The organism is Kineococcus sp. R86509 (assembly GCF_042466365.1).
Taxonomy (GTDB): domain Bacteria; phylum Actinomycetota; class Actinomycetes; order Actinomycetales; family Kineococcaceae; genus Kineococcus.
Genome location: NZ_JAXHCE010000001.1, coordinates 2793689 through 2816801, shown reverse-complemented (window position 1 = coordinate 2816801; position 23113 = coordinate 2793689). Strand labels below are relative to the sequence as shown.

The following is a 23113-nucleotide window of genomic DNA, read 5'->3' as shown; positions in this document are numbered from 1 at the left end:
ACGCAGCGGCAAAGGAACACCATGTCCCGACTGAACGATCTGCTTCGGCGCCTCGACGCCTCCGACCCCGACCTCGCCAAGGACCTGCGCCGCGAGGTCGACGCCCTCGCCGACCGCCGCTCGTTCGGACTCAACTTCGAGCGACACGTCCCGGAGGCCGTTGAGCTCCCCGGCCGCCCCGTCCGCAAGGGCGACAAGGTTCGCGTGCTCGCACCACGCGGTTCAAGGATCGCGTACCAGGACGAGCGGCTGTGGCGGGTTATCGGCATCACCAAGAACGACGAGGGCACACGGAACGCGTCGCTCGAACTGCTCGCAGGCGGTGAGCAATCCACATCGCTGGTTGACGACCTCATCGTCGTCGCAGAGTTCCGCGACCCAATCTACCCGGGCCTTGTCTCGACCGGAACGATCGAGCGCGGCGACGGCAAGCCGTTCCACACGGTCATTAATGCGGAGAACTATCACGCTCTCCAGACACTACTTTTCACTCATCGAGGCAAGGTCGACTGCATCTATATCGACCCGCCTTACAACACGGGGGCCAAGGACTGGAAATACAACAATGACTACGTCGAGGGCGACGACCTCTATCGCCACTCGAAGTGGCTCGCCTTTATGGAGAGGCGACTGCTCCTAGCCCAAGAACTGCTCAATCCCAAGGATTCCGTACTGATCGTTACGATTGACGAGAAAGAATACCTGCGAACGGGCCTCTTACTTGAACAGACCTTTCCGGACGCTAGGATCCAGATGGTCTCCTCGATTATCGCCCAAAAAGGAGTCGCGCGATCACAACAGTTCTATCGCACCGATGAGTACATCTTTTTCGTTGCATTCGGATCCGCCGCAGTCGCTAAACTCGCGCTCGCCGATGAATGGCAGCTTGGCAAGGGTACGAGCGCTGCAGCAGGCGGTGTCGTTTGGTCCCAATTGCGCCGAGCTGGCACGAACTCGCTTCGGACGGACCGGCCCCGCCTCTTTTACCCAATCTACATCGATCCGACAGGTCCTAGGATCGTCGGCGCAGGCGATCCGCTCTCATTGAGCGCAAATCGATCGACCGTCGCCGCTCCCGACGGAGCGATCATCGCATGGCCGCTTCGACCAGACGGCGTCGAGGCAAACTGGCAAATCTCTCCGACCGCACTGATGAGCTTGGTCACAAAAGGGTTCGTGCGCATTGGGCGCGCGAACGCCAATGGCTATCCAATCTCCTATTTGAAGCGCGGAAGCATCGAAAAGATTGAGCAGAGCCTGGTAGCGATAGCTGGACGAGACCCGGTGGATGGACATGTGCTTCTCGACTCTGGTGAGTACGAGCACACGTTCATCCCTGGCACCCAGTGGAACATCTCAAGTCACGATGCGACCTACCATGGCTCGCAGTTACTCAACAAGCTGATCGGTCAGGGGAGGTTTTCGTTCCCGAAGTCCGTGTACGCCGTCGAGGATGCCCTTCGCTTCTATGTTGACAACAAGAAAAACGCAGTAGTTGTCGACTTCTTTGCAGGTTCGGGAACCACGGCTCATGCAGTGATGCGACTTAATCGCGCCGACGGCGGGGCCAGGCAGTCGATTCTCGTGACAAACAACGAGGTGAGCTCAGACGAAGTGGCAGCCTTGCGCACGGCGGGATTTCGCCCGGGAGACGATACCTGGGAAAGCAAGGGCATTTTCCGGCTCGCGACAGAGCCTAGAATCCGCGCGGCTGCGCTAGGCGTCGACAAACAAGGCATCCGGATTGACGGCGACTACAAGTTCGGGCAACAGTTTCCAATCGCAGAGGGGTTCGCTGAGAACGTCGAATTCTTTACCCTCACCCACGAAGCACCCTTACGGGTCTCATCGAATCGCGAGTTTCGCAAAGTTGCCCCATTACTTTGGATGCGGGCGGGGTCACGCGGCCGACGGATTGAGGACATTTCGGCGGGGTGGGACGTCGCCGACAGCTACGGCGTGGTCGCGGACCTCGACCAGTCAGGGCAGTTCGTGAAGGCGGTTGCGGCGAGCGGAACGATCACTCACGCGTTCATCGTGACGGACGAGGACCGCCTGTTCGAGGCCGTCGTCCGTGAACTTCCCGAGGGTGTCGAGCCTGTTCGGCTATACGAGGCGTACATGCGCAACTTCGAGATCGAGACGGGCAGGAGCGTGCTGTGAAGTTCACGCTGAAGGACTACCAGGAGGACGCTGTCGACGACGTCCTGAACGCCCTGGAGCGTGCGACGACGTCCTGGCAGCGCGACGGCGAGGTGTCGTCGCTCGCGCTGACCGCCCCGACTGGCGCAGGCAAGACCGTGATGGCGGCGGCCGCGATCGAAGCGCTCTTCTACGGTTCGGAGAAGTTTGACGTCGAGCCCGACGAGGGTGCCGTCGTCCTTTGGTTCTCGGACGACCCAAGCCTCAATGACCAAACTCGCGGTCGCCTCATGGACGCGTCGGAGAAGTTCACGCCGTCCGACCTCGTGACGATTGAGCCGCCGTTCTCTCGTCCGAAGCTCGACCCGGGCAAGGTGTACTTCCTCAACACAGGCAAGCTCACCAAGAACTCCCTACTGACGCGTGGACACGTTGCCGATCCGGACGCGCAGGACGCCCTGGACATTGCGATCACCCCGGACATGCAAGGCCACACCGTCTGGGAGACGATCGCCAACACGATCCAGGACGAGGACCGAACTCTCTACCTCGTCTTGGACGAGGCACACCGCGGTTTCAACACCAAGGTCACGCGCGACAAGTCAACGATCGTCCAGCGACTCGTCAACGGTCACGCCGGATACCCGCCGATCCCGATCGTGTGGGGCATCTCGGCCACCATTGAGCGGTTCCAGACCGCGATGAAGGAGGCCGACGCGGCGACCGATCGCCGTCGGCTCTTCCCGCCGGTGAACGTGGACCCGAACCGGGTGCAGGAGTCCGGGCTCGTCAAGGACGTCGTCTCGCTCAACATTCCGAACGAGTCCGGCAACTTCGACACAGCCCTCGTCACGCTGGCTGCAGAGCGGCTCGTGGAATCGACCCGCCGCTGGGCGAAGTACTCGAAGGCGCAGGGGTTCACGGAGACCGTCACACCGCTGCTCGTCTTCCAGACGCCCAACACGCCCGACCCTGATGCAATCAGCCATGCACTCGACGCGATCGCGCAGGTGTATCCGAACCTCGGCGAGGGCAACGTCGCGCACGTGTTCGGCGAGCACACTCAGCAACGGTTCGGCGGCTGGAACGTCGACTGGATCGCGCCACAGCGCGTCCAGGATGAGACCAGCATCCGTGTTCTCATTGCGAAGGACGCGATCTCGACCGGCTGGGACTGCCCGCGCGCCGAGGTGATGGTGTCGTTCCGGCCCGCGAAGGACAACACGCACATCACCCAGCTTCTCGGGCGCATGGTCCGCAACCCGCTCGCCCGCCGCGTTCCGGGCGACGAGCGCCTCAACTCGGTCGAGTGCATCCTGCCGTTCTTCGACCGCACCACGGCCGGTCAGGTGGTCCGCTACCTGACTGGGCAGCTCGAAGAGATGCCCGGCAAGGAGACCAAGAAGATCCTTCTTGACGGCCGTGAGCTGCTACCCAACCCGAACATCACCGACGCGGTCTGGGCGGTGTGGGACTCGCTGCCCACGCAGACCCTGCCGAAGCGCGGCGCACGCCCGGTCAAGCGACTCGTAGCGCTTGCCCAAGCTCTCGCCCAGGACGGGATCCTGCCGGGAGCGTTGTCGGCGGCCGAGCAGGAGATGCACGCAGTCCTTGACGGTTACGCGGTCCGGTACAAGAACCTCCTCGACGAACAGGTGGGAGAGGTCCACCGCGTCGACGTGCAGGAGATCTCGGGCTCGACGTCGTCGAAGAAGCTCTCGTACCGCGAGTTCTCCATCCGTGCCGACGACCGCGCCATCCGGTCTGCCTTCGAGGACGCGAAGAAGGCGTTCGGCGCAGACATCGCCCTCTCGTACGTCGACCACCTCGCAGGCGAGGACACAGACGGGGACGACGACGGCCTGCGGGACGCGTACGTCCGAGCGTCCGCGCTCGCGACGATCCCGGAGGTGCGGGAGAAGGTTGACCAGGAGGCGACCGCCCTTGTCGACAAGTGGTTCGCCGTACACCGTGTAGCCCTCAAGGGGCTCCCGGACACGCGCCAGGACGAGTACAAGGACATCCGGGCGATGACGACCGAACCCCAGCGCGACACACTCAGCCGCCCGCGCTCGCGCATGGAGGAGTTCTGCGACAAGGAGGCCGACGGCACGCTCTCGCTCGACATCAAGGCACCGCTCGTCCCGCTTCACCTGATGTCGACGCCGGACGGCAACTTCCCGTTGTCAACCCTGAACAACTGGGAGCGCCGGGTGGTCCGAGCGGAGCTTGACCGTCCCGGCGCCGTCGGCTGGTACCGCAATCCTCCGCGCGGCGCGGGCGACTCGTTTGCGATCTCGTACCGCAACGACAAGGGCAACTGGGCGGGCCTCTACCCAGACTTCTTGTTCTTCCACGAGGTGAACGGTGAGGTCCGGGCATCGATCGTCGACCCACATGGTCATCACCTGTCGGACGCCTCGATCAAGCTGCGCGCGTTGGCCGACTTCGCCGAGGAGTACGGCGACTCGTTCCATCGGATCGAGATGCTGTCGCAGCTCGAGAACACGCGTTCGATGCGCGTCCTCGACATGAAGGATCCTGAGGTCCGCGCCGCAGTCCGGAACGAGGCGAGGCCGGCAGTCGAGATCTACCGCTCCGACCTGGCGATTGAGTTCGACCTCGACAGTTGGCACACCGGCGCCCGCACGGACAAGGGTGGCGTCTCCTAACACGATCACGCGGCGGCCGCTCGGTCCCTACCGAGTGGCCGCCGCGTTGCAGACGCGCCGGACGTCGCACGCGCGGCACTTCGCCTTCTCGGGCCGCGGCTCGAACTGACGGCGACGAAGGCTGTCCACCGTCGCGATGACGCTCGCCTCTGCGTGTGAGAGCGCGGCCGGGTCGACGGCGACCTGGTAGCGGACCGTCGTTCCCATGTCGTCGACGAACGCGCCCACGACGTCGAGCCCCTCCCTCTTGCCGGCCTCGGCGTAGATCTGCAACTGGAGCGGGTCCGGTTCGTCGCTGATCGACGTCTTGTAGTCGACGATGGCGAGACTGCCGATCTGCCCGTCATGCTCGTCGTAGATGACGTCCGCGCGGCCGGACACCACGGCACCGTCGAGGTAAAGCTCGAACGGGCGTTCCGTCGCCCACGTGCGCAACAACTCGCTCGAATGGTCGCGCACATACCGCTGCACGAGTCGTTGCGCTTTCTCCCGCATCTCCTTGTGACCGGCCTTGTTGGCGTACGGCAGGAAGAATTCAGAGTTGAGCAGTGCGTCGATCTGGGCCACTGTCGGTGGCTCGCCCGTCGCCTTCGTGCGCTCGGCGATGACGCGCATGGTGTGGTGCACCGCGTTGCCGTACCCGAGCTCCGGCTGGATGGTCGGCATGAACCCAAGTTCGCTCTTGAGCAGGTACCCGCGAGGGCACGACTCGAACGCGGCGAGCTCACTGTAGGTGACGGCTAGTTCCTTCGCGCCGCCTACCTGCTTGCCCGATATCTTGACCGGCTCGCCGTGCTGCGTGAACTCCGTCATCACGTAGTCGAGGTACCGCGAGACTCGACGAACCTTTCCTCCGGCGAATCGCGAGTAGGCGGAGAGGAACACGGCGTCGCGTGCCCGCGTGATGGCGACGTAGAACAGTCGGCGCTCGTCGGCGTCCGTCCCTTCGTACCGGGTGCGGTCGAACCGGCCGAGCAGTGAGGTCGGCCAGTCTTGCGCATGCCCGATCTTGCTGGACGGGAACCGGGTCGTCACGAGGGACGGGAGGAACACGACGGGCCACTCGAGACCCTTGGAGCCGTGCACCGTGCCCAGAGCGACGCCGTCGGCGACGAGGTCCTCCTCGCCGGCGAAGTCGTCGTAGGAGCCGTTCGCGTAGTTCGCGAGGAGGATCGCGAAGTTGCGGTAGAACCACTCGCCACCGCTGCGCGCGCCGACCTGCTCGCCGGGGGCGTTCGGGTCGCGTCGTGACCGCCAGCTCACGCCCTCGTAGTCGGCGAGGACGTTCGTGAACCGGGCAACCGTCCCGAGCCGGTTGCGCACCAGCGCACTCGACAGGTCCCAGGTCTTCACGCCGAGCATTCCGACGAGGTCGTAGAAGTCGCCGACCAGACTCTCGTTGAACGTGCTGGCCAGCGCTTTGCCCTTCCACGCCGGCAAGTGCTCGACGAGCTTTGCTCGTTGGCCCTCGCTCAGCTCGAAGACGGCGGAGTAGCTGTCGAGCAACCGTTCGAGCCTGACGACCTCGCGACCCGCGTACGTGTCGGCGGACCAGTCGACGTCGGCGATCCAGGCGTACGTCGCCGCGAAGACCTCGGCCTCGGGCTGCACGAACAGGCCGGTGCGCCCACCCGGCTGGACAGGGATACCGGCTGCGTCGAGGGCACGCATGATCGCGGGGTACGCGGCCCTGCCGCGCACGAGGATGGCGACGTCTCGGTACTGGACGCCCCCGGCTCGCAGGTCGGCAATCTTCTCGGCGATCGTCGCGGCGTCGTCGTCCTCGGTGCCGGGATGGTGAGTGAACCCGACGGACGGGCCCTGCGCTGGCCGGAACGGGTTCATCACCTTGTCGATCCGGCCCGGGATCGTGCCTGCGAACAGGTTCGCGAGTTCGACGATTCCCGGACGAGACCGGCGGTTCGTCAGGAGCTTGAACCTCGCGACACTCGGGTGCCGCTGGTCGAAGGTGACGATGTTCTCGACCGCCGAGCCGCGCCACTGGTAGATCGCCTGGTCGTCGTCACCGACGACGACGACGTCTGCCGAGCCCTTCGGCTTGGCGAGAAGCTCGATGAGTCGTTCTTGTGCCGGGTTGACGTCCTGGTACTCGTCGACGATGAGGTGCTTCAGCGCCGCGGTCACGGCGGCGTGCACGGCGGGGTCAGCCAGCGCCTCAACGGCTCTGACGATCTGCGTACCGAACGACATGAACTGGTAGCGGTCGAGCATCGCGTAATACTCGACGACGGCCGCCTTGAAGTCGTCGTCAGGAAGGCCAGCGAGGTCAATCAGCTCGTTCTCGATGACGTCGACACCGCGCTGGAACTTCCTGATCCCCGCGAACGTGCGCTGGTTCGCGTCGATCTTCTTGAGTCCCAACAGGTAGTTCTCCCGGTACAGCAGGTTGGTGAGCTGGTTCTCGTCGAGCGGCGTGTAGGTCTCGTACTTCGGGACGTACGTCTGGAGCAGCCGGAAGCAGTAGGCGTGGATCGTGCCCACGAACAGTCGCCCGAGCTGGTCGCTCGCGTCCGGTCCCTCCAGCGCCGTCACGCGCTCGCGGATGCGCTCCTTCAGCTCGCTCGCGGCCTTCTCGGTGAAGGTGAACGCGACGATCGATTCAGGCGGCTCACCATCCGCGAGGAGTGAGGCGACGCGTTGCGAGACGACCTCGGTCTTGCCGGACCCCGCGGCCGCGATGATCTGGATGTGGCTGCCGCGATGGGCGACAGCCTTCGCGGCGTCACCCTCGAGGCGCGGAATGTCCGCGACGAGCGGTGCTTTCCTCTCGTGCGACGGCAACGCCGGGCCGGGAGCCACACCGATGAGCGTCGGGGTCGCCAGTGAGCGCACAGTCTCGTCTGGGTACGTCGACGACGGACGTGTGGTGCCGGCGGCCGGGACCGGCTGCGTAGACGGACGCTCAGCTCGAACCGTGAACGGCGCGGGCGGCGGAACGCTCGGCGCGCTGCCAGTCGGCTTGAACTTGAACTTCACGCCACTCCCCTTCTCGCCTCGTGCCAGATCGCCACGACTTCAACAATAGGCGGACCACGTTGCGCGACCCAGCTCCGCATCGCGTCCGCTGTGATCATCAGCCGACCGGGCACCTGTGCCACACACCCGCTGGGTCTGCACGGCCTGTTCACCACCGTCAGCCCCCTACCGAGATGACGCCGGACCGCAGCTGCACGACAACCGACTCAAGCAGGATTTCGGATTTGCTGACGGCCCCGCTATCAACGTCGACCCGCCGATTGGGACGGTCAGGACGAGAGGGCACGGAACCACCCGGCAGGGCGGGGGTGGGCGTCGCCACTCGAGCGACCGCACCTCTTCCCCGATGCCGCCGCGATACGGGTCGACTGCTGGCCTCCCTCGTGGTGCTGCAGACCTTCACCACCGGCCAACACCTCGTCCTCGACGCCCGGGACCGCCGGGTTGGTCGTCACCGTCCTCGCGCTCCTCTGCCAGGCGTCGTTCATCGCGTCGTGGTCCTCGCTGCGCTGACCGCGGCGGGGCTACGAACGGTGAGATGGGGTTGACTCCACGGGTGACGCACGACGACAGCGAAGCCATCGAGCTCTACTACGACGACTTCGCCCCGCACTACGTGCCGGGCTGGCGGTCGCTGGAGCACTACGGCCCGCTCGTCGCGGACTTCCTGCTGCGTGAGGTGACGCCGGAGTGCCGCGTCCTCGACGTCGGCTGCGGGCCGGGGCAGCTGACCCGCGACCTCGCCCCCGACGTCCACGTCACGGGTACCGACCTCTCCCCCGGCATGCTCGCGGAGGCGAACCTCGGCCGGCCCGACGGTCGCTACGAGCAGCACGACTTCCACGACCCCTTGCCCGGTTCCTGGGGACGCTTCGACGTCGTCGTCGCCGTGGGCTGCCTGGAGTTCTGCCGCGACCTGCCGGGGACGTTGGGCAACCTCGCCGACGTGTGCGCGCCCGGGGCGCGGGTGCTGGTCGGGATCGTCGAGGACCGCACCACGCCGGGCAGTTCGCGGCGCGCGTTCTCCGAGGACGGGCTGCCCGGGATCGACATGCACGCCTACGACGCCACCGCGCAGCTCGCGGCGATCACCGCGGCGGGGTTGTCGCCGTGGTCGTACCGGTTCGTGCCGGCCTGGCGCCACGACGAGTACTCCTACGTCGTGCGCTACGGGTTGTGGGAGCTGCGCGCGGACGGGACCGGAGCACTGAGGGTGTCGTAGTCGACGAGGCGTCCCTTGCCGGCCCGCTTGGCCGCGTACATCGCGGCGTCGGCGCGACCCAGGAACTCCTTGGCGTCGAGGGTGGGTGCCTGCCCCGGGAGGTGCGCCAGCCCGACGCTGACCCCGACGGTGATCGCCGTGCCGGCGATCTCGTGCCGGCCGGCCAGCACCGCCTCGGCCCGCTTCGACACCTCGCCCACGCTGAGCCCGCTCTCGACCAGCAGGGCGAACTCGTCACCGCCCAACCGGGCCAGGGTGTTCCCCGGCTGGATGATCGGCTGCCAGTGCTGCGCCAGCGCCACCAGCACCTCGTCGCCCGCGGCGTGGCCGAGGGTGTCGTTGACGCTCTTGAAGTCGTCGAGGTCGAAGAGCAGGACGGTCAGGGCCCGGCCGGTGCTGCGGTGCAGGTCCAGGGCGTGCTCGAGCCGGTCGGCGAACACCGCCCGCGTCGCCAACCCGGTCAGGTGGTCGCGGGTGGCGAGGCGACGCAGTTCGGCCTCGCGCGCGAAGGCCCGTTCGCGCAGCTTCTCGGCGACCAGGATCTGACCGAGCAGGGCCGCCAGCAGGTCCAGCAACGGCTGCAGTCCCCGTACGGTGGCCGGGTCGAGCTCTTGCGGGTGGAAGCCGCAGACGGTTCCGAAGACCTCGACGTCGGTGCGGATCGCCGCGCCCACGTAGGCGCGGACGCCCCACTCCCGGACCGCGGGCCGGTCCGCGTAGGCGGGCACGAGGAGGGTCGCCCCGGTGGAACCGGCCTCTCCCTGCGTCATCGCCTCGCACAGCGACCCCCGCCAGGGGACCCGGTCACCGTTGACCGAACCGTGGAGGTGGTCGCGGACCTCGAGGAGGACCTGTTCCTCCCCGTCGCGACGGGTGACCGCCCACATCCCCAGCGGGAGCTGCGCCTCGAGGTGCTCCAGCACCCGGGACGCGGCCTCGGCGAAGGAGAGCAGGGTCGAGGAGGCCTCCTCACCCACCGCGGTGCACGTCATGGGATCTCTTCGACCGGCCGGGGCCCTTCATTGAGCCGAGTCCACCCGAGTGCTGCGCGTGAGGGTGAACTTCGGGGTGCGGGCGACCTGGCGGGTCGGTCCGACGACGCGCTCGAGCTCTCCGCGGTAGGTGAGGTGGGAGTTCCAGACCGTCAACAACGTGCCACCGGGCGCGAGCACGCGGGCCGCCGCCCGGAACACCTTCGAGGCGATCGCCGCGTGGACCGTCGCGCCCGCGTGGAAGGGCGGGTTCAGCAGCACCAGGTCGACGCTGGCGTCGGGGATGCACGCACCGGCGTCGTCACGGGTGACGGTGACGGCGACGCCGTTGGCCGCGGCCGTCAGCTCGGCGCTGGCGACGGCGTCCGCGGACTCGTCGGTGGCGAGGACCCGGGCCGCGGGGAACGCCCGGGCGGCCGCGGCGGCGAGGAGTCCGGTACCGCAGCCGAGGTCGAGGACGGTGCCGGGATCCGACCGGGCCACGACGTGGAGGTGCTCCAGCAGCACCCGGGTCCCGATGTCGATGCCGGCGCCCGCGAACGCCCCGCCCACCGCGCAGGCCCAGAGCCCGACGTCGTCGTGGTGGACCCGGCGGGGCGCGGCCTCGGCGACGTCGGCGCGGGGCCCGGACGCACGCAGCACCCGGGCCTTCTGCCGGCCGAGGCTCGCGTCCACCTCGGTGAACGCGTACCCGAGGACGTCGTTCATCCCGCGCGTCATGTGCTTGACCCGACCACCCGCGAACACGCGGACGTCCGGGGCGGCGTGCCGGGCGATGAGCCGTGCGGTGGCGTCGAGGGCTTCGAGGCTGCGCGGCAGCTTCACCAGCACCACGCCCGCGCCGGCCACCAGCGCGGCGTTCGGCACGGGGTGGGAGCGGAACCCGTCCAGGCCGAGGGTCGCGGCGTTCGCGGCGAGCGCGAGCTCCCCCGACAGCCGGTCCTGGTGGACGCGGACCCGCGCCGGGTGGTGGCCCGCGAGCGCCCCCAGGGTGATGGCCCCGTAGTCGTCGCCGATCACCGCGACGTCGGCGCCCGCGAGCGCCGGGGCGGCCTCGTCGAGCAGGAGCCGGTCCGCCGCGTCGACCGCGACGAGTTCGGGCGCCTCGATGTCGGGCCGGCGCCGGAGGACGTCGAAGACGGGTGGGATCACCGCGTCACGATAGTGGCCAGCGTTCCAGCAGGTCGTCGAGCAGACGCGAGGTGCGGTCGGGGCCCATGCGGCCGTCCTCGGCGATGCCGGCGACGGCCAGGCCGTCGAGGACCGCGAGCAGGTGCGCAGCGGCGTCGTCGTCGGCGGGGGTGACGGCGGCCGCGCCGGGGCGACGGGCGGCGAGCAGGGCGGCGAAGACCGCCTGCAGGGCCGCCCACTCACGGCTGTGCAGGGCGGCGATCTCGGGGTCGACGGCGGCGCGGGCGACGAAGGCCAGCCACACCCGGGCCTCGTCGCGGCGCCGGTCGTCCAGGGGGAGCAGCTGCCGGGCCAGGGTGCGCAGGCGCTCCGTCGGGTCCGCGTCGGCGGCGGCGGTCTCGAGACGGGCCCGGACGCGTCGGCCGACGAGTTCCACCGCGGCGACCAGGAGCTGCTGCTTCGTCCCGTAGTGGTGCTGGACGGAGCCGGGGCTGACGCCGGCGCGCGCCGCCACCGTGCGCACGCTGACGGCTTCGACCCCGCCGGCGGCGACCAGGTCGAGCGCGGCGAGCGCGATGGCCTCTCGTGCGGACACCCGTCCCCCTCCGTCCGATCCGTCAGGCCGACACCTTGCGCCCGGTACGACCGTATCGTCACCATGGCTCCATGCTCCGATACAGTCGTATCGTCCGTGGTCGTCGGTCCGTGCCCGCGTGGTCGGCGCCGGTCAGCTGGGCCGTGTTCGTCCTGGCCCTCGGTCTCGCCGGTGTCGCCGCCGCCGCAGCCGAGGTCGGGACCGGCGAGGGGTGGTTCGTGCGGGCGGCCCCGGCCCTCACGACGCTGCTGGTCGCCGTCCCCCTGCTGCTGGTGGTGCACCGTCGCCGGCGCACGGTGCTGGCCCTGCGGAACCCCCGTCAGGCGGTGGTCGGCGCAGGCGTCGTCCTCACGTCCGCCGTCGCGGTCTTCGGGGTGGGTGCGGCCGCCGGCGCCACCCGCGTCAGCGGGGTCGACGCCTCCGTGCTGGTGACCTTCCTGGTGCTCAACACACTGGCCGCGCTGGCCCTGGAGGCGGTGCCGGAGGAGCTGGCGTTCCGGGGCGGGGTGTTCGGGGCACTGGCGTCCCGGGTGCCGACCCTGCCGGCCGCCGCCGCGACCACGGCCCTCTTCGTGCTGGCGCCGGCCGCGTCGATCTCCCTCACGTGGGCGGTGGGCTCCGCCCTGGGCCTGCCGGTGCCGCCCCCGACCTTCGCGCCGGGCGGGCAGGACCCGGTGGCCTACGCGGTGCTGCTCGCCGTCTTCGGGTCGATGCTCGTGCTGGCCCGGCTGGCGACGGGATCGGTGTGGGCCTGCGTCGCCGCGCACCTGACGTTCCTGACCGTCAACCGCACCGTGTTCCCCAGCGCGTCCTTCCGCACCGGGGTCGACGTCGCCGTCGCTCCCGGGGCCGAGCTCCTCGTCCTGGTCTACCTGGGCCTGGCGACGGCCGGGTTCGCCGTCCTGGCCCGGCGACACCGGACCGGGCGCTGACCGGGGTTCAGGACCCGGCGGACTCCGGCTGCTCGGCCCACCACGCGCGCAGCTCCTGCTCTGCGACCTCGGGCCCCAGCGGGCCGCGGTCCATCCGCAGCCCCAGCAGGTGCTGGTAGGCGCGGCCGACGACGCGGGAGGGTCCGATCCCGAGCAGCGCCATGATCTGGGTGCCGTCGAGGTCGGGACGGATCGAGTCGAGCTCCTCCTGCTCCCGCAGGCGGGCGATCCGGGTCTCGAGGTCGTCGTAGGCGTCGGAGAGCCGCTTGGCCTTGCGGGCGTTGCGGGTCGTGCAGTCGCTGCGGGTCAGCCGGTGCAGGCGCGGCAGCAGCGGGCCAGCGTCGGTGACGTAGCGGCGGACGGCGGAGTCCGTCCACTCCCCGTCGCCGTAGCCGTGGAAGCGCAGGTGCAGCTCGGTGAGGCGGGCGACGCTCTTGATGGTGTCGTTGTCGAAGCGCAGGGCCTTCAACCGCTTCGCCACCAGCTTGGCGCCGACGACCTCGTGGTGGTGGAAGCTCACGCCGCCGCCCTCCTCGAACCGGCGGGTGCGGGGCTTGCCGATGTCGTGCAGCAGCGCGGACAGCCGCAGCAGCAGGTCCGGGCCCGGCACCTCGTCGTCGGGGCCGGAGCCCTCCAGGGCGATCGCCTGCTCGAGCACGGTCAGGGAGTGCTCGTAGACGTCCTTGTGCCGGTGGTGCTCGTCGATCTCCAGCTGCAGCGCCGGCAGTTCCGGCAGCACCCGCTCGGCCAGGCCGGTGTCCACCAGCAGCCGCAGACCCGCCACCGGGTCGACCGCGAGCAGCATCTTCTCCAGCTCCACCCGCACGCGTTCGGCCGAGACGATGGTGATCCGCTCGGCCATCGCCGTCATCGCGGTCACGACGTCGGGCGCGACCCGCATCTTCAGCTGGGCCGCGAACCGGGCCGCGCGCATCATCCGCAGCGGGTCGTCGGAGAAGGACCGCTCGGCCGTCCCGGGGGTGCGCAGGACGCCCGCGGCGAGGTCGGTGAGACCGTCGTGCGGGTCGGCGAAGTCCAGCGACGGCAGCCGCATCGCCATCGCGTTGACGGTGAAGTCGCGCCGCGACAGGTCCCCGACGAGGTCGTCACCGTAGGCGACCTCGGGTTTGCGGGAGTCGACGTCGTAGCTCTCGGAGCGGTACGTCGTCACCTCGACCACGACGTCCTTCTTGCGCGCGCCGATCGTGCCGAAGTCGCGGCCGATCTCCCAGTGCGCGTCACCCCAGGCCTTCAGCAGCCGGACGGTGTCGTCGGGGCGGGCGTCGGTGGTGAAGTCGAGGTCGGCGGAGCGGCGCCCCAGGAAGGCGTCGCGGACCGGCCCGCCGACGAGGGACAGCTCGAACCCGGCCCGCTCGAAGACGCGGCCGAGGTCGACCAGCAACGGCATGACCGGTTCCAGCGCGGTGATCGCGCGCGTCCTGGCCTGCTCCATCGCCTGCTCGAGGGCGGTCTTCGGATCCGTCGGGGCGCTTCGAGCGAGCGGGTCTGGCAGCACGGGGTGCAAGCCTGCCACGTCTACGCCCGAAGCCGTGCGCGCTGCTGGCTAGAGTGAGCCGATGGTCAAGCCTGCCCGGGAGCCGCGTCGCCGGCTGCCCACCGTGCAGGAGACGTCCTCGGGTGGGCTCGTCGTCGACCTCTCGACCGGGGTCCCGCGGGCCGCGGTGATCTGCCGGCTCAACCGCGCGGGGCGCCAGGAGTGGTGCCTGCCCAAGGGTCACCTCGAAGGCGAGGAGACCCTCGAAGAGGCCGCGGTGCGCGAGATCGAGGAGGAGACCGGGATCCGCGGCGAGATCGTCGAGGACCTCGGCAGCATCGACTACTGGTTCTCAGCCGACGGCCGTCGCATCCACAAGGTCGTGCACCTGTTCCTGCTCAAGGCGACCGGCGGCACCCTGACCGTGGAGAACGACCCGGACGCCGAGGCCATCGACGTCGAGTGGATCGCGTTCAGCGACCTCGACGCACGGCTCGCCTTCCCCAACGAGCGTCGGGCCGCCCTCGCCGCGACCGCACTGCTGGGCGAACTGGCGTGACCACCGCATGAGCGGGAACGGCCCGAGCCGGCGGCAGCTGCTCGCCGGTCTCGCGGGCGGTGGTGCCCTGCTCGCCGCCGCCGCCCCGGCGCGGGCCAGCACCGCGAAACCCACCCCGGAGGACACGGCGGAGACCACCGCGAGCACCCTGCCGGCGCGCGTCGTCCTGCTGGAGGTCACCCCGTCGGCCTACTCCGCGGCCGATCCCGCCCGCTCGACGATCCTCGTGCGGGCCCGGGTGGAGAACACCGGGAGCGACGCCCTGACCGGTCTGACGGCCCGGCTCGTCGCGCAGCGCTCGCCGTCGGTGGCCCGTTCCGCCCTCGACGGCTGGGCCCGCGCGTCGGAGCGCACGTCCATCACCCGCTCCTCGGCGAGCTCCGAGGACGTCACCGTCGGCACCGGTGACCTCGCCGTCGACGAGAGCGCCGAGGTCGAGCTGACCCTGCCGGCGGCCGCGCTGGGCAACGGGGTGGGGGCGCACCTCGCGGCCGTCGAGGTCTCCGACAAGAGCGGCAAGGTCGGCGGTGCCCGCACGTTCCTGGTCTCCGCCCCGCAGGGCGTCACGCCGACGCCGTTGACGCTGCTGCTGCCGCTGGTCGCCGGCCGTGACGGCTCGGCGAGCGGGCTCGCGAGCGCCGTCGAGGGCCGCCTCGCGCCGCTGGTCAGCGCCAGCGCCGACCCCCGGGTCGCGTGGGCGCTCGACCCGGCCCTGCTCGCCGCGGCCGCGAACGTCACGACGGCGGGGACGAGCGGTCAGCCGACCGCCTCGAGCACCCCGCAACCCACCGTGGACGAGAGCCGGACCGTCTCGGTCTGGCTGGCCGACCTGCGGGCCGCCGCGACCGGCCGCGTCGTCGTCGCCCTGCCCTACGGCGACCCGGACCTCGCCGCCCTGGACCGCTCCGAGGACGGGCCCGACCTGCTGGGACGCTGCGTCGCCGCCGGGGCCGGGGCCTTCGACGACCTCGGCGCGGTCGTGGTCCGCGACGTCGCCTGGCCCGCCGACGAGGCCGCCGACGACGACCTGCTGGCGCTCGCGCTGGGGGTCGGGGCCTCCACCGTCGTCCTGGACGACGCCTGCCTCCCGCCCGACGTGGACCTCACCTACACCCCGGCGGGGCGGGCGAGCGTGACGGTGCTCGACTCCGTCGTCGAGGCGGTGGTGGCGGACCGGACGATGTCGTCGGTGCTCGCGGACTCCGTGGACGCCGACCAGGTGGTGCTCGTGCGGCAGCGGCTCATCGCCGAGGCCGCGACGACGACGTTGCAGCGCCCGAGCGACGCGCGCGGTCAGCTGCTGGTGGCCCCGCGCAGCTTCAACCCCGTCGCCGGGGCGATCGAGGCGCTCGTCGCCGACGTGGAGGCGTCGGGGTGGGCGAGCTGGCAGTCGCTGACCGACCTCATCGCCACCGACCCCGGACCGGGGTCGCGCTCCGGCCCGGAGATCGCGACGGCCACCGCCCGCGCCGCGCTGCCCGCCCGCCACGTCGCCGACGTCGAGTCGGCCCTCACCGAGGTCGACGACTTCTCCAGCGCCCTGCAGACCACGGACGGCCGGCCCGACGCGGGGCTGCTGACCCAGCAACGGGCCGCGTTGCTGCTGCTGGGGGCGTCCTGGCGGGGGCACACCGATGAGCTCCCCGCCGCGCGCGAGACGCTGGAACGGACGGTCGCCTCCCTCACGACGGGCATCAGCATCGCCGGCGGCAGCGTCCGCAACCTGGCCGCCGAACGCAGCGAGCTGCCGATCACGCTGGTCAACGAGCTGGACGTCCCGGTGCAGGTGGACCTCGTGCTGACGCCCCGCAGCCCGCGGGTCCAGCTCGACGCGGTGCCCCGTCAGACCGTCCCCGCCCGCAGCCAGCAGCGCGTCGGGGTGCCGGTGCGCGCGCTGGCCAACGGCAGCGTCGTCGTCGAGGCGCAGCTGCGGACCCCCGCCGGCAGCGCGATCGGGGCGCCCGTCGCGGTGGACCTCAACGTCCGCGCCGACGTGGAGAACTGGATCAGCGGGGTCGTCGGCGGGGGCGCGGCCGCGCTGCTCGTGCTCGGGGTGGTCCGCGCTGTGAAGAAGGGCCGGCGGCGCGTCGACGAGGCCGAGCACGCCGACGTGACCCCCGCCCCCGCCCACCAGGACGAGGACGAGTCAGCGCCGACCGGGCAGGGGTAGCCGCCGCAGCAGCGGCGCGACCAGGTCCTCGAGCTCGCGGACCCGCATCACCCGGCTGAAGGCGACGAAGACGGCCAGGACGACGACCCCACCGACGAGGACGACGGCGATGTTGGGCAGCCGGCCGTCCACCGGCCCGACGAACCAGGTGCCGGCGAAGCCGATCCCGCCCGCGACGACCGTGATGACGAGGACGCGCACCCCCGTGCGGAGCAGCAGGTACCCGTCGATCCCGTGCCCGTCGAGGTGGTTCAGCCGACGCCGCAGCAGGACCAGTCCGACGACCCCCGCGATCACATTGGCGACGCTCATGGTCACGCCGACGCCGACGACCGTCCACTGCGCGGGGACCGCGAGCCAGCAGACCAGGTTGCCCAGAGCGGTCACGACGGCGTTGACGGTGGCGACGACGAAGGGCGTCTTCGCGTCCTCGTAGGCGTAGAACACGCGACTGACCAGGTAGTTCACGCTGAACGGGACGAGGCCCAACGACATCGCGACGAGCACCTGCCCGATCGGCCGGCCCCCGGCGAACATCGCCGATCCCAGGGCCGGTCCGAGGGCGACGAACCCGGCCGTGGCCAGGGCCCCCGTCACCGTGACCGTGCGGGCACCGGAGGAGAAGTCCCGGCGCACGGCGGCGACGTTCCCGACGGCGGCCGCGGTGCTGATCCGGGTGAACAGGGCGGTGACGAGCGACACCGCGACGAGCGAGTGCGGCAGCATGAAGAGCAGGTAGGCGTAGGTGTACGAGGCACCGGTCGCCCCGTCGATCCCGGCCTTCGTCAGCTCCTGCCCGGCGTTGTTCGACGTGTTGGTGGTGAAGAAGAAGACGAGCTGGCCGACCACCACGGCGGCGAACGTCCAGCCCGCGACGCGGCCGGCGCTGCGCAGGCCGAAGCCACGGAAGCCCCAACGCGGTCGGTAGTGGAAACCGGCGCGACGCAACGGCCAGAAGAGCACGAGGGCCTGGGCGACGATGCCGAGCGTCGCCGTTCCCGCGAGCAGGGCGATCATCCACGGTTCCCACTGGTCGGCGCGCAGCTCACCGGCGTTCGGGACCATGACCATGAAGACGACGAGCCCGGCGATCGCGACGACGTTGTTCAGCACCGGCGCCCACATGAACGGCCCGAAGCTGCCCTTGGCGTTCAGCACCTGCCCGAGCACGGTGTACAGGCCGTAGAAGAAGACCTGCGGGAGGCACCAGAAGGCCATGGCCGCGGTGAGCGTGAGCCACTCCGGCGGGAAGGTCGTGGCGTAGGCGTGCACGACCAGCGGTGCGGCCAGGGTCACGGCCACCGTCGCCACTGCCATGATCACGAGGGCGAGCGTCACCAGTCGGTCGACGTACTCCTTGCCGCCGTCGGGTGCCTTCAGCGCCCGGACGATCTGCGGGACGAGGACCGCGTTCAGGACGCCCCCGGCCAGCAGCATGTAGAAGAGGTTCGGGGCCTTGTTGGCGACGTCGAACGTCTGGGCGCCGATCTGCGTCGTGGTGCCGATGGCGGCACCCTGGACGACGCTGCGACCGAACCCGAGCAACCGCGACACCAGCGTCCCGCTCGCCATCAGCGCGCTCGACCGGGCGAGGGAGTCCCTCGCCGCGGGCTCGTCCGGCGTGGCCGTCGTCTGGTCCTGCGGTGCACTCACACCGACGATGGTGGCGGATCGGTGCGCCAACCGGGTCATCACTCCCCCGTCGCGTCAAGGTCTTCACACGCGGTGACGACTCAGAACAGGTGATGAGCGTCAGGCGGGTCGTGTCGACGGGTGTGCTGACGCTCGCCCTCTTCGCACCGCTCGGCTCCGCGGGCCTGGCGCACGCGGACCCGGCGCTCGCGCCGCGCAGCCAGACTCTCAAGACTCAGGCCGACGCGTTGCGCGCCCAGGTCGAGGCCCTGCAGCTGCAGCAGTCCATCGCCACCGAGGCCTACGACACCGCCGTCGAGGACGCCACCACCGCCATCTCGGAGGAGGTCCGGGCGCAGTCGGCGCTCGACGCCGCCACCGGAGACAGCGCCACCGCCACGCAGGACGCGACGCGCCGGGTCCGCTCCCTCTACATGAGCGGCGGCTCCGCGTCCCTGACCAGCGGCATCAGCCGGGTCCTCTCGAGCGGCGACCTGGACGACGTCGACGCCACCGCCCGGGGCGCGCTCCTCGCCCGCAGCGTCGTCGCCGACGACACCACCACCGTCACCGCCGCCGCGACGGCCCGCGCCGGCGCGGCCGCCGCCGAGGCGCACCTGCAGCAGGTCCGCGTCGCGAAGACCACCGCCCAGGCCGCCGCGAAGACGGCGGAGGAGCAGGTCACCACCGCTCTCGCCCAGCAGCGGACGCTGCTGGCGGCGGCCGACACCGCGGTGGCGCAGGCCGTCGCGGACGAGGAGGAGCAGGCCCGCCAGGCCGCGCTCGCCGCGGCCGCCCAGCAGGCCGCCGCGGCGGGGGTCGCGGACGCGAAGGCCAGGGACGCCTCCTCCGTCGCGGACACTTCGTCGGTCGCGGACGCCGTCGCGGGCGCCTCGAGCACGGCCACGGCGGCGATCGCCGCGGCCTGGACCCGCGAAGGGATGTCCTACGTGTGGGGGGCGACCGGTCCGACGACGTTCGACTGCTCGGGCCTCACGCAGTGGGCCTACGCCCAGGCCGGGATCTCCATCCCCCGGACGTCGCGTCAGCAGTACGCGGGCCTCCCTAAGGTGCCGCTGAACCAGTTGCAGCCCGGTGACCTGGTCTTCTACGCCAACGGCAGCGACCCGTCGAGCATCCACCACGTCGCGCTGTACCTCGGCGACGGCAAGGTCCTGCACGCCCCGCACACCGGCGACGTCGTCCGCGAGGCGGGCGTCGCGATGTCCGGCCTCTTCGGCGCCGTCCGCCCCTCGGCCGCCTGACTCAGCGGGACGCGAGGACGGCGAGGGTCACGCTCGCGACGTCCTCGACGACCGCGGCCTGCCAGTCCGGGACGAACTCGCCGGCCCAGGACCGCCAGGACGCTCCCGCGATCGACCCGGTGAGGGCACCGAACGCCCCGGCGAGCACGGGCAGCGCCACCCGCCGGTGCTCACGACGGGCCAGCGCCACGGCGCCCCCGACGCCGGAGGCGATCCGGGCGGGCAGCCCCGCGGCGGACAGCCGGCTCGGGGTGGCGGGCTGCTTGTCCTGGTAGAGCTCGAACCCGAGCCCGGCGAGGGCGAGGGCCTTCGCGGGCGACGACGACCCCGTCAGCGCAGGTCCGGCGAACCCGAGCGAACTGCGGCCGCCGGTGGCCACCCCGAGCAGGGCCGAGCGCGCCACGAGACCGGCGGAGGCCTTCGCGGGCCGGTCCACGACGGCGGTCGAGCCCCGGCGGACACCAGGGTCGACCAGACGCAGCGTGGAGTGCGCGGCGACCCCGAACGCGAGGTGCGGTACGGCGTCGGAGACCCAGTCCTGCGGGGTCCACTCCCGCAGGTCCGTGACCCCGAGGGCGGCGGCGGGCAGGTCGGTGGCGGCCATCGCGGCAGCCCCGGTGACCACCGCGCCGACCCCGCGGGGCAGTCGCAGTCCCGCCGCGCGGACGGTCCCGACGAGCGCCCCGACGCCCAGCCCGGCGACCGTGCCGGACAACGCCCCGAGTGCGGTGAGCCGGTTGCCGCGCTGGGCTGCGGACCCACCGACGGGTCGACCGAGGTGATCGGCGAGCGCCTCGACGGTGTCCGCCGGCATGGTGCTGGCCTCACGTCCCCGCCAGGCCATGTCGGCGTAGGTGACGGCGTTCAGGACCGCGGTGCCCACGGCACCGGCGGCGAGTCCACCGAGGAGGCCACGGGAGGTTCGGCTGGAGTTCACGGTCACATGCTCGGTCCCGGGACGCCGGTCCGCGCGCCCGGACCGTCCCGTACCGATCGCGCCCTAGCATGGTGCCCGGGACCGCGCACGCGGCCTCGCGATCACGCACGGGTCACCGGGGGGTACGTCTGGACGGGGTAGGCCGCAACGCGGGCGACGAGCTCGTGGCCGACCGCTACGCCCTGGACCGGGAGCTGTCGGTCGCCACCGAGCTGGGGACGCGGGAGTTCCGCGGTCGTGACCTGACGCTGGACCGGCCCGTCCGCGTCCGCACGCTGCCCGCCGGCGACACCCGGGCCGAGGAGTTCCTCGACGCCGCCCGCCGCGCCGCCATGATCACCGATCCGCGCATCCCCCGCATCCTCGACGCGGGCACCGACCTGACCGCCGCCGACGGCACCGCCACGGTCTTCGTCGTCGAGGAGTTCGTCGAGGGGCGCTCCATGAGCGACCTGCTGCGGTCCGGTCCGATGAAGCCCGCCGCCGTCCGCGCCCTCGTCGGCGAGGTCGCCTCCGCGCTCGACGTCGCCGCCCGCCGGGGACTGCACCACACCCGCCTCACCCCCGACGACGTCGTCCTCGGCCCCGACGGGGTCGTGCGGGTCCGCGGGGTGGGGATCGAGGCGGCCCTCGAGATCGACCCGCCCGCGCTCTCCCCGGCCCGCGCGGCGGTGCTGGCCAACCGCGCCGACGCCGTCGCGCTCGTCGCGCTCGTCTACGCCGGACTCGTCGCGCGCTGGCCCGCGCTGGAGGCGCTGGCCCCGCACGCCGGCCTCCCGCAGTCGCCGACCACTGACGGTGAACCGTTGCCGCCCAAGGACATCAGGCCCGACGTGCCGAACGACCTGGACACCCTGTGCAGCGTCACGTTCGGCCCGCACGAGGACGGCCCGCGCGACCCCGCGGAGCTCGCCCTGCAGCTCGCGCCGTGGACGATGGCGCCCTGGGAGGAGACCCTGCGCCGGATGCGCGGCGAGGCCGCGACCAAGGAGTTCCGGGGTCGGCTGAAGAACCGCGACGAGGTGGTCCCCGAGGAGGAGCCGCCCGTCCCGTTCACCCGCCCGCACACCACCGCCCGGCCCCCGCGCGACGACTCCCGCCTGGTGCTGGCCATCGTCGGCGCGGTGATCGTCGTCGGGCTGGTGCTCGCGCTGTGGCAGTTGAGCCGGATCGCCGTGCCCGACATCCCGACCAGTGCCGCCAGCGCCCCGGCCCCCGCGACGACCTCGGCGCCCGCCGCGACGAGCGCCCCCGCGGTCTCGCCCAGTGCCGCCACCCCGCCGCCGGTGACGCCGATCGTGCTGCCCGTGGCCTCCATCGCCGCCCTCGACCCGCAGGGCGGCGGGGAGTCCTCGGCGACGGCTCCGCGGGCGATCGACGGCGACCCCGGAACGGCGTGGGAGAGCCAGCGCTACAACTCCGCCACGTTCGCCGGTCTCAAGGACGGCATGGGCCTCGTGCTCGACCTGGGCGTCGAGGCCGACGTCAGCCAGGTCCAGCTCACCGACGGCGGTGACGGCGGGTCGGTCTCGTTGCTGACGGCCCCCGGCCCGGCCCTCGACGGCTCCACCCCCGTCGCGAGCGCCCCGGCCGGCGGGGCGCAGACGCTGACCCCCGCGCAGCCGGTCCGCAGCCGCTACCTCGTCGTCTGGTTCACCCAGCTCCCGACGACCGACGGCGTCTTCCGGGCCCGCGTGGCCGAGATCGCCGTCACGGGGACGATCCCCACCCAGGCGCCGTGACCCCCGCGGGAACCGGTGCGCCGGTGGACCCGCGCACCGACGCGGAGCTCCTCGCCGCGCACGTCGCGGGCGACCCGGAGGCCTTCGGCGAGGTCGTCCGCCGGCACCGCGACCGGCTGTGGGCCGTGGCGCTGCGCACGACGGGCGACCGCGAGGAGGCCGCCGACGCCGTCCAGGACGCCCTCGTCTCGGCCCTGCGCGCGGCCGACCGGTTCCGCGGGGACTCCGCCGTCACGACGTGGCTGCACCGGATCGTCGTCAACGCCTGCCTCGACCGGGCCCGGCGCAGGGCCGTGCGCCCGACCCGTCCCCTCGAGGAGGAGGTCGGTCCCGGCGGGGACGAGAGCGCCCGCACCGGGGCGGCGCTGGCCGTCGTCCAGGACGCGACCCCGCACGTCGAGGCCGGGCTCGACGTCACCCGCGCCCTCGCCCGCCTCCCCGAGGCCCAGCGGGCGGCCCTGGTGCTCGTCGACATGTACGACGTCCCGGTCGCCGAGGCCGCCGAGATCCTCGGCGTCGCGGTGGGCACGGTGAAGTCGCGGTGCTCGCGCGGACGGGTGACCCTGGCCGAGCTCCTCGGCGATCGGGTGTGAGCGCGGGGAACCGTTGAACGTCGCACGACGTCACACC

At 71.2% G+C, this 23113-nt stretch carries 16 protein-coding genes; 9 read left to right on the top strand and 7 right to left on the bottom strand.

Annotated elements, in window-relative coordinates; translation table 11 throughout:
- Nucleotides 1-21 precede the first annotated feature (21 nt).
- Both SJY07_RS13860 and SJY07_RS13855 read left to right on the top strand, forming a co-directional pair.
- Nucleotides 22-2163: a site-specific DNA-methyltransferase gene (locus SJY07_RS13860; RefSeq protein WP_380159879.1), complete on the top strand. Its 2142-nt coding sequence runs from the start codon at nt 22-24 to the stop codon at nt 2161-2163.
- The gene (locus SJY07_RS13855) at nt 2160-4814 is read left to right on the top strand and encodes a DEAD/DEAH box helicase (protein ID WP_380159877.1); all 2655 of its coding nucleotides are present in this window, start codon (nt 2160-2162) and stop codon (nt 4812-4814) included. The genes SJY07_RS13860 and SJY07_RS13855 overlap by 4 nt, the downstream gene beginning before the upstream one ends.
- Nucleotides 4815-4841: 27 nt before the next feature.
- Here the strand turns inward: SJY07_RS13855 and SJY07_RS13850 are convergent, their stop codons facing one another.
- Entirely contained in the window at nt 4842-7811 is a 2970-nt protein-coding gene (locus tag SJY07_RS13850) for an ATP-dependent helicase (protein ID WP_380159875.1), read from the bottom strand.
- A 556-nt stretch (nt 7812-8367) separates the two neighbouring features.
- On the opposite strand from SJY07_RS13850, the gene SJY07_RS13845 reads away from it, so the two are divergent.
- Entirely contained in the window at nt 8368-9033 is a 666-nt protein-coding gene (locus tag SJY07_RS13845) for a class I SAM-dependent methyltransferase (RefSeq protein ID WP_380159873.1), read from the top strand.
- On the opposite strand, the gene SJY07_RS13840 is transcribed toward SJY07_RS13845, so the two are convergent.
- The 3 genes from SJY07_RS13840 to SJY07_RS13830 are packed head-to-tail and all read right to left on the bottom strand — an operon-like array spanning nt 8979 to nt 11751.
- Nucleotides 8979-10025, bottom strand: coding sequence for a GGDEF domain-containing protein (locus SJY07_RS13840; RefSeq protein WP_328293659.1), 1047 nt, complete (start codon nt 10023-10025; stop codon nt 8979-8981). The two genes, SJY07_RS13845 and SJY07_RS13840, sit on opposite strands and share 55 nt — an antisense overlap.
- Nucleotides 10026-10052: 27 nt before the next feature.
- The gene (locus SJY07_RS13835; RefSeq protein WP_380162319.1) at nt 10053-11174 is read right to left on the bottom strand and encodes a class I SAM-dependent methyltransferase; all 1122 of its coding nucleotides are present in this window, start codon (nt 11172-11174) and stop codon (nt 10053-10055) included.
- Nucleotides 11175-11181: 7 nt separating this feature from the next.
- Nucleotides 11182-11751: a TetR/AcrR family transcriptional regulator gene (locus SJY07_RS13830; RefSeq protein WP_328293661.1), complete on the bottom strand. Its 570-nt coding sequence runs from the start codon at nt 11749-11751 to the stop codon at nt 11182-11184.
- Nucleotides 11752-11861: 110 nt separating this feature from the next.
- Between SJY07_RS13830 and SJY07_RS13825 the strand changes: the two genes are divergently transcribed.
- A complete protein-coding gene (locus tag SJY07_RS13825) occupies nt 11862-12683 on the top strand; it encodes a type II CAAX prenyl endopeptidase Rce1 family protein (protein WP_328293662.1) in 822 nt (273 codons plus the stop codon).
- Between the two features lie 7 nt (nt 12684-12690).
- On the opposite strand, the gene SJY07_RS13820 is transcribed toward SJY07_RS13825, so the two are convergent.
- Entirely contained in the window at nt 12691-14136 is a 1446-nt protein-coding gene (locus SJY07_RS13820; RefSeq protein WP_380162317.1) for a CCA tRNA nucleotidyltransferase, read from the bottom strand.
- 124 nt (nt 14137-14260) lie between these two features.
- Between SJY07_RS13820 and SJY07_RS13815 the strand changes: the two genes are divergently transcribed.
- On the top strand, nt 14261-14737 hold the full coding sequence (locus tag SJY07_RS13815) for an NUDIX hydrolase (protein ID WP_328293664.1): 477 nt from the start codon (nt 14261-14263) through the stop codon (nt 14735-14737).
- A gap of 7 nt (nt 14738-14744) precedes the next feature.
- On the top strand, nt 14745-16907 hold the full coding sequence (locus SJY07_RS13810; RefSeq protein WP_328293665.1) for a DUF6049 family protein: 2163 nt from the start codon (nt 14745-14747) through the stop codon (nt 16905-16907).
- Here the strand turns inward: SJY07_RS13810 and murJ are convergent.
- Nucleotides 16884-18560, bottom strand: a complete 1677-nt coding sequence (gene murJ, locus SJY07_RS13805) for a murein biosynthesis integral membrane protein MurJ (protein ID WP_380159869.1) — start codon at nt 18558-18560, stop codon at nt 16884-16886. The genes SJY07_RS13810 and murJ overlap by 24 nt on opposite strands.
- 92 nt (nt 18561-18652) lie before the next feature.
- Here murJ and SJY07_RS13800 point away from each other — a divergent pair, with 92 nt between their 5' ends.
- Nucleotides 18653-19804, top strand: a complete 1152-nt coding sequence (locus SJY07_RS13800; RefSeq protein ID WP_380159867.1) for an NlpC/P60 family protein — start codon at nt 18653-18655, stop codon at nt 19802-19804.
- Between the two features lies 1 nt (nt 19805).
- Here the strand turns inward: SJY07_RS13800 and SJY07_RS13795 are convergent, their stop codons facing one another.
- A complete protein-coding gene (locus SJY07_RS13795; RefSeq protein WP_380159865.1) occupies nt 19806-20741 on the bottom strand; it encodes a hypothetical protein in 936 nt (311 codons plus the stop codon).
- A 164-nt stretch (nt 20742-20905) separates the two neighbouring features.
- Here SJY07_RS13795 and SJY07_RS13790 point away from each other — a divergent pair, with 164 nt between their 5' ends.
- Nucleotides 20906-22483: a hypothetical protein gene (locus SJY07_RS13790; RefSeq protein ID WP_380159864.1), complete on the top strand. Its 1578-nt coding sequence runs from the start codon at nt 20906-20908 to the stop codon at nt 22481-22483.
- Nucleotides 22480-23076 carry an RNA polymerase sigma factor SigM gene (gene sigM, locus SJY07_RS13785; RefSeq protein ID WP_328293670.1) on the top strand — a complete coding sequence of 199 codons (597 nt, stop codon included), beginning with the start codon at nt 22480-22482 and terminating at the stop codon, nt 23074-23076. Before SJY07_RS13790 ends, sigM begins: the two co-directional genes overlap by 4 nt.
- Nucleotides 23077-23113: the final 37 nt, after the last annotated feature.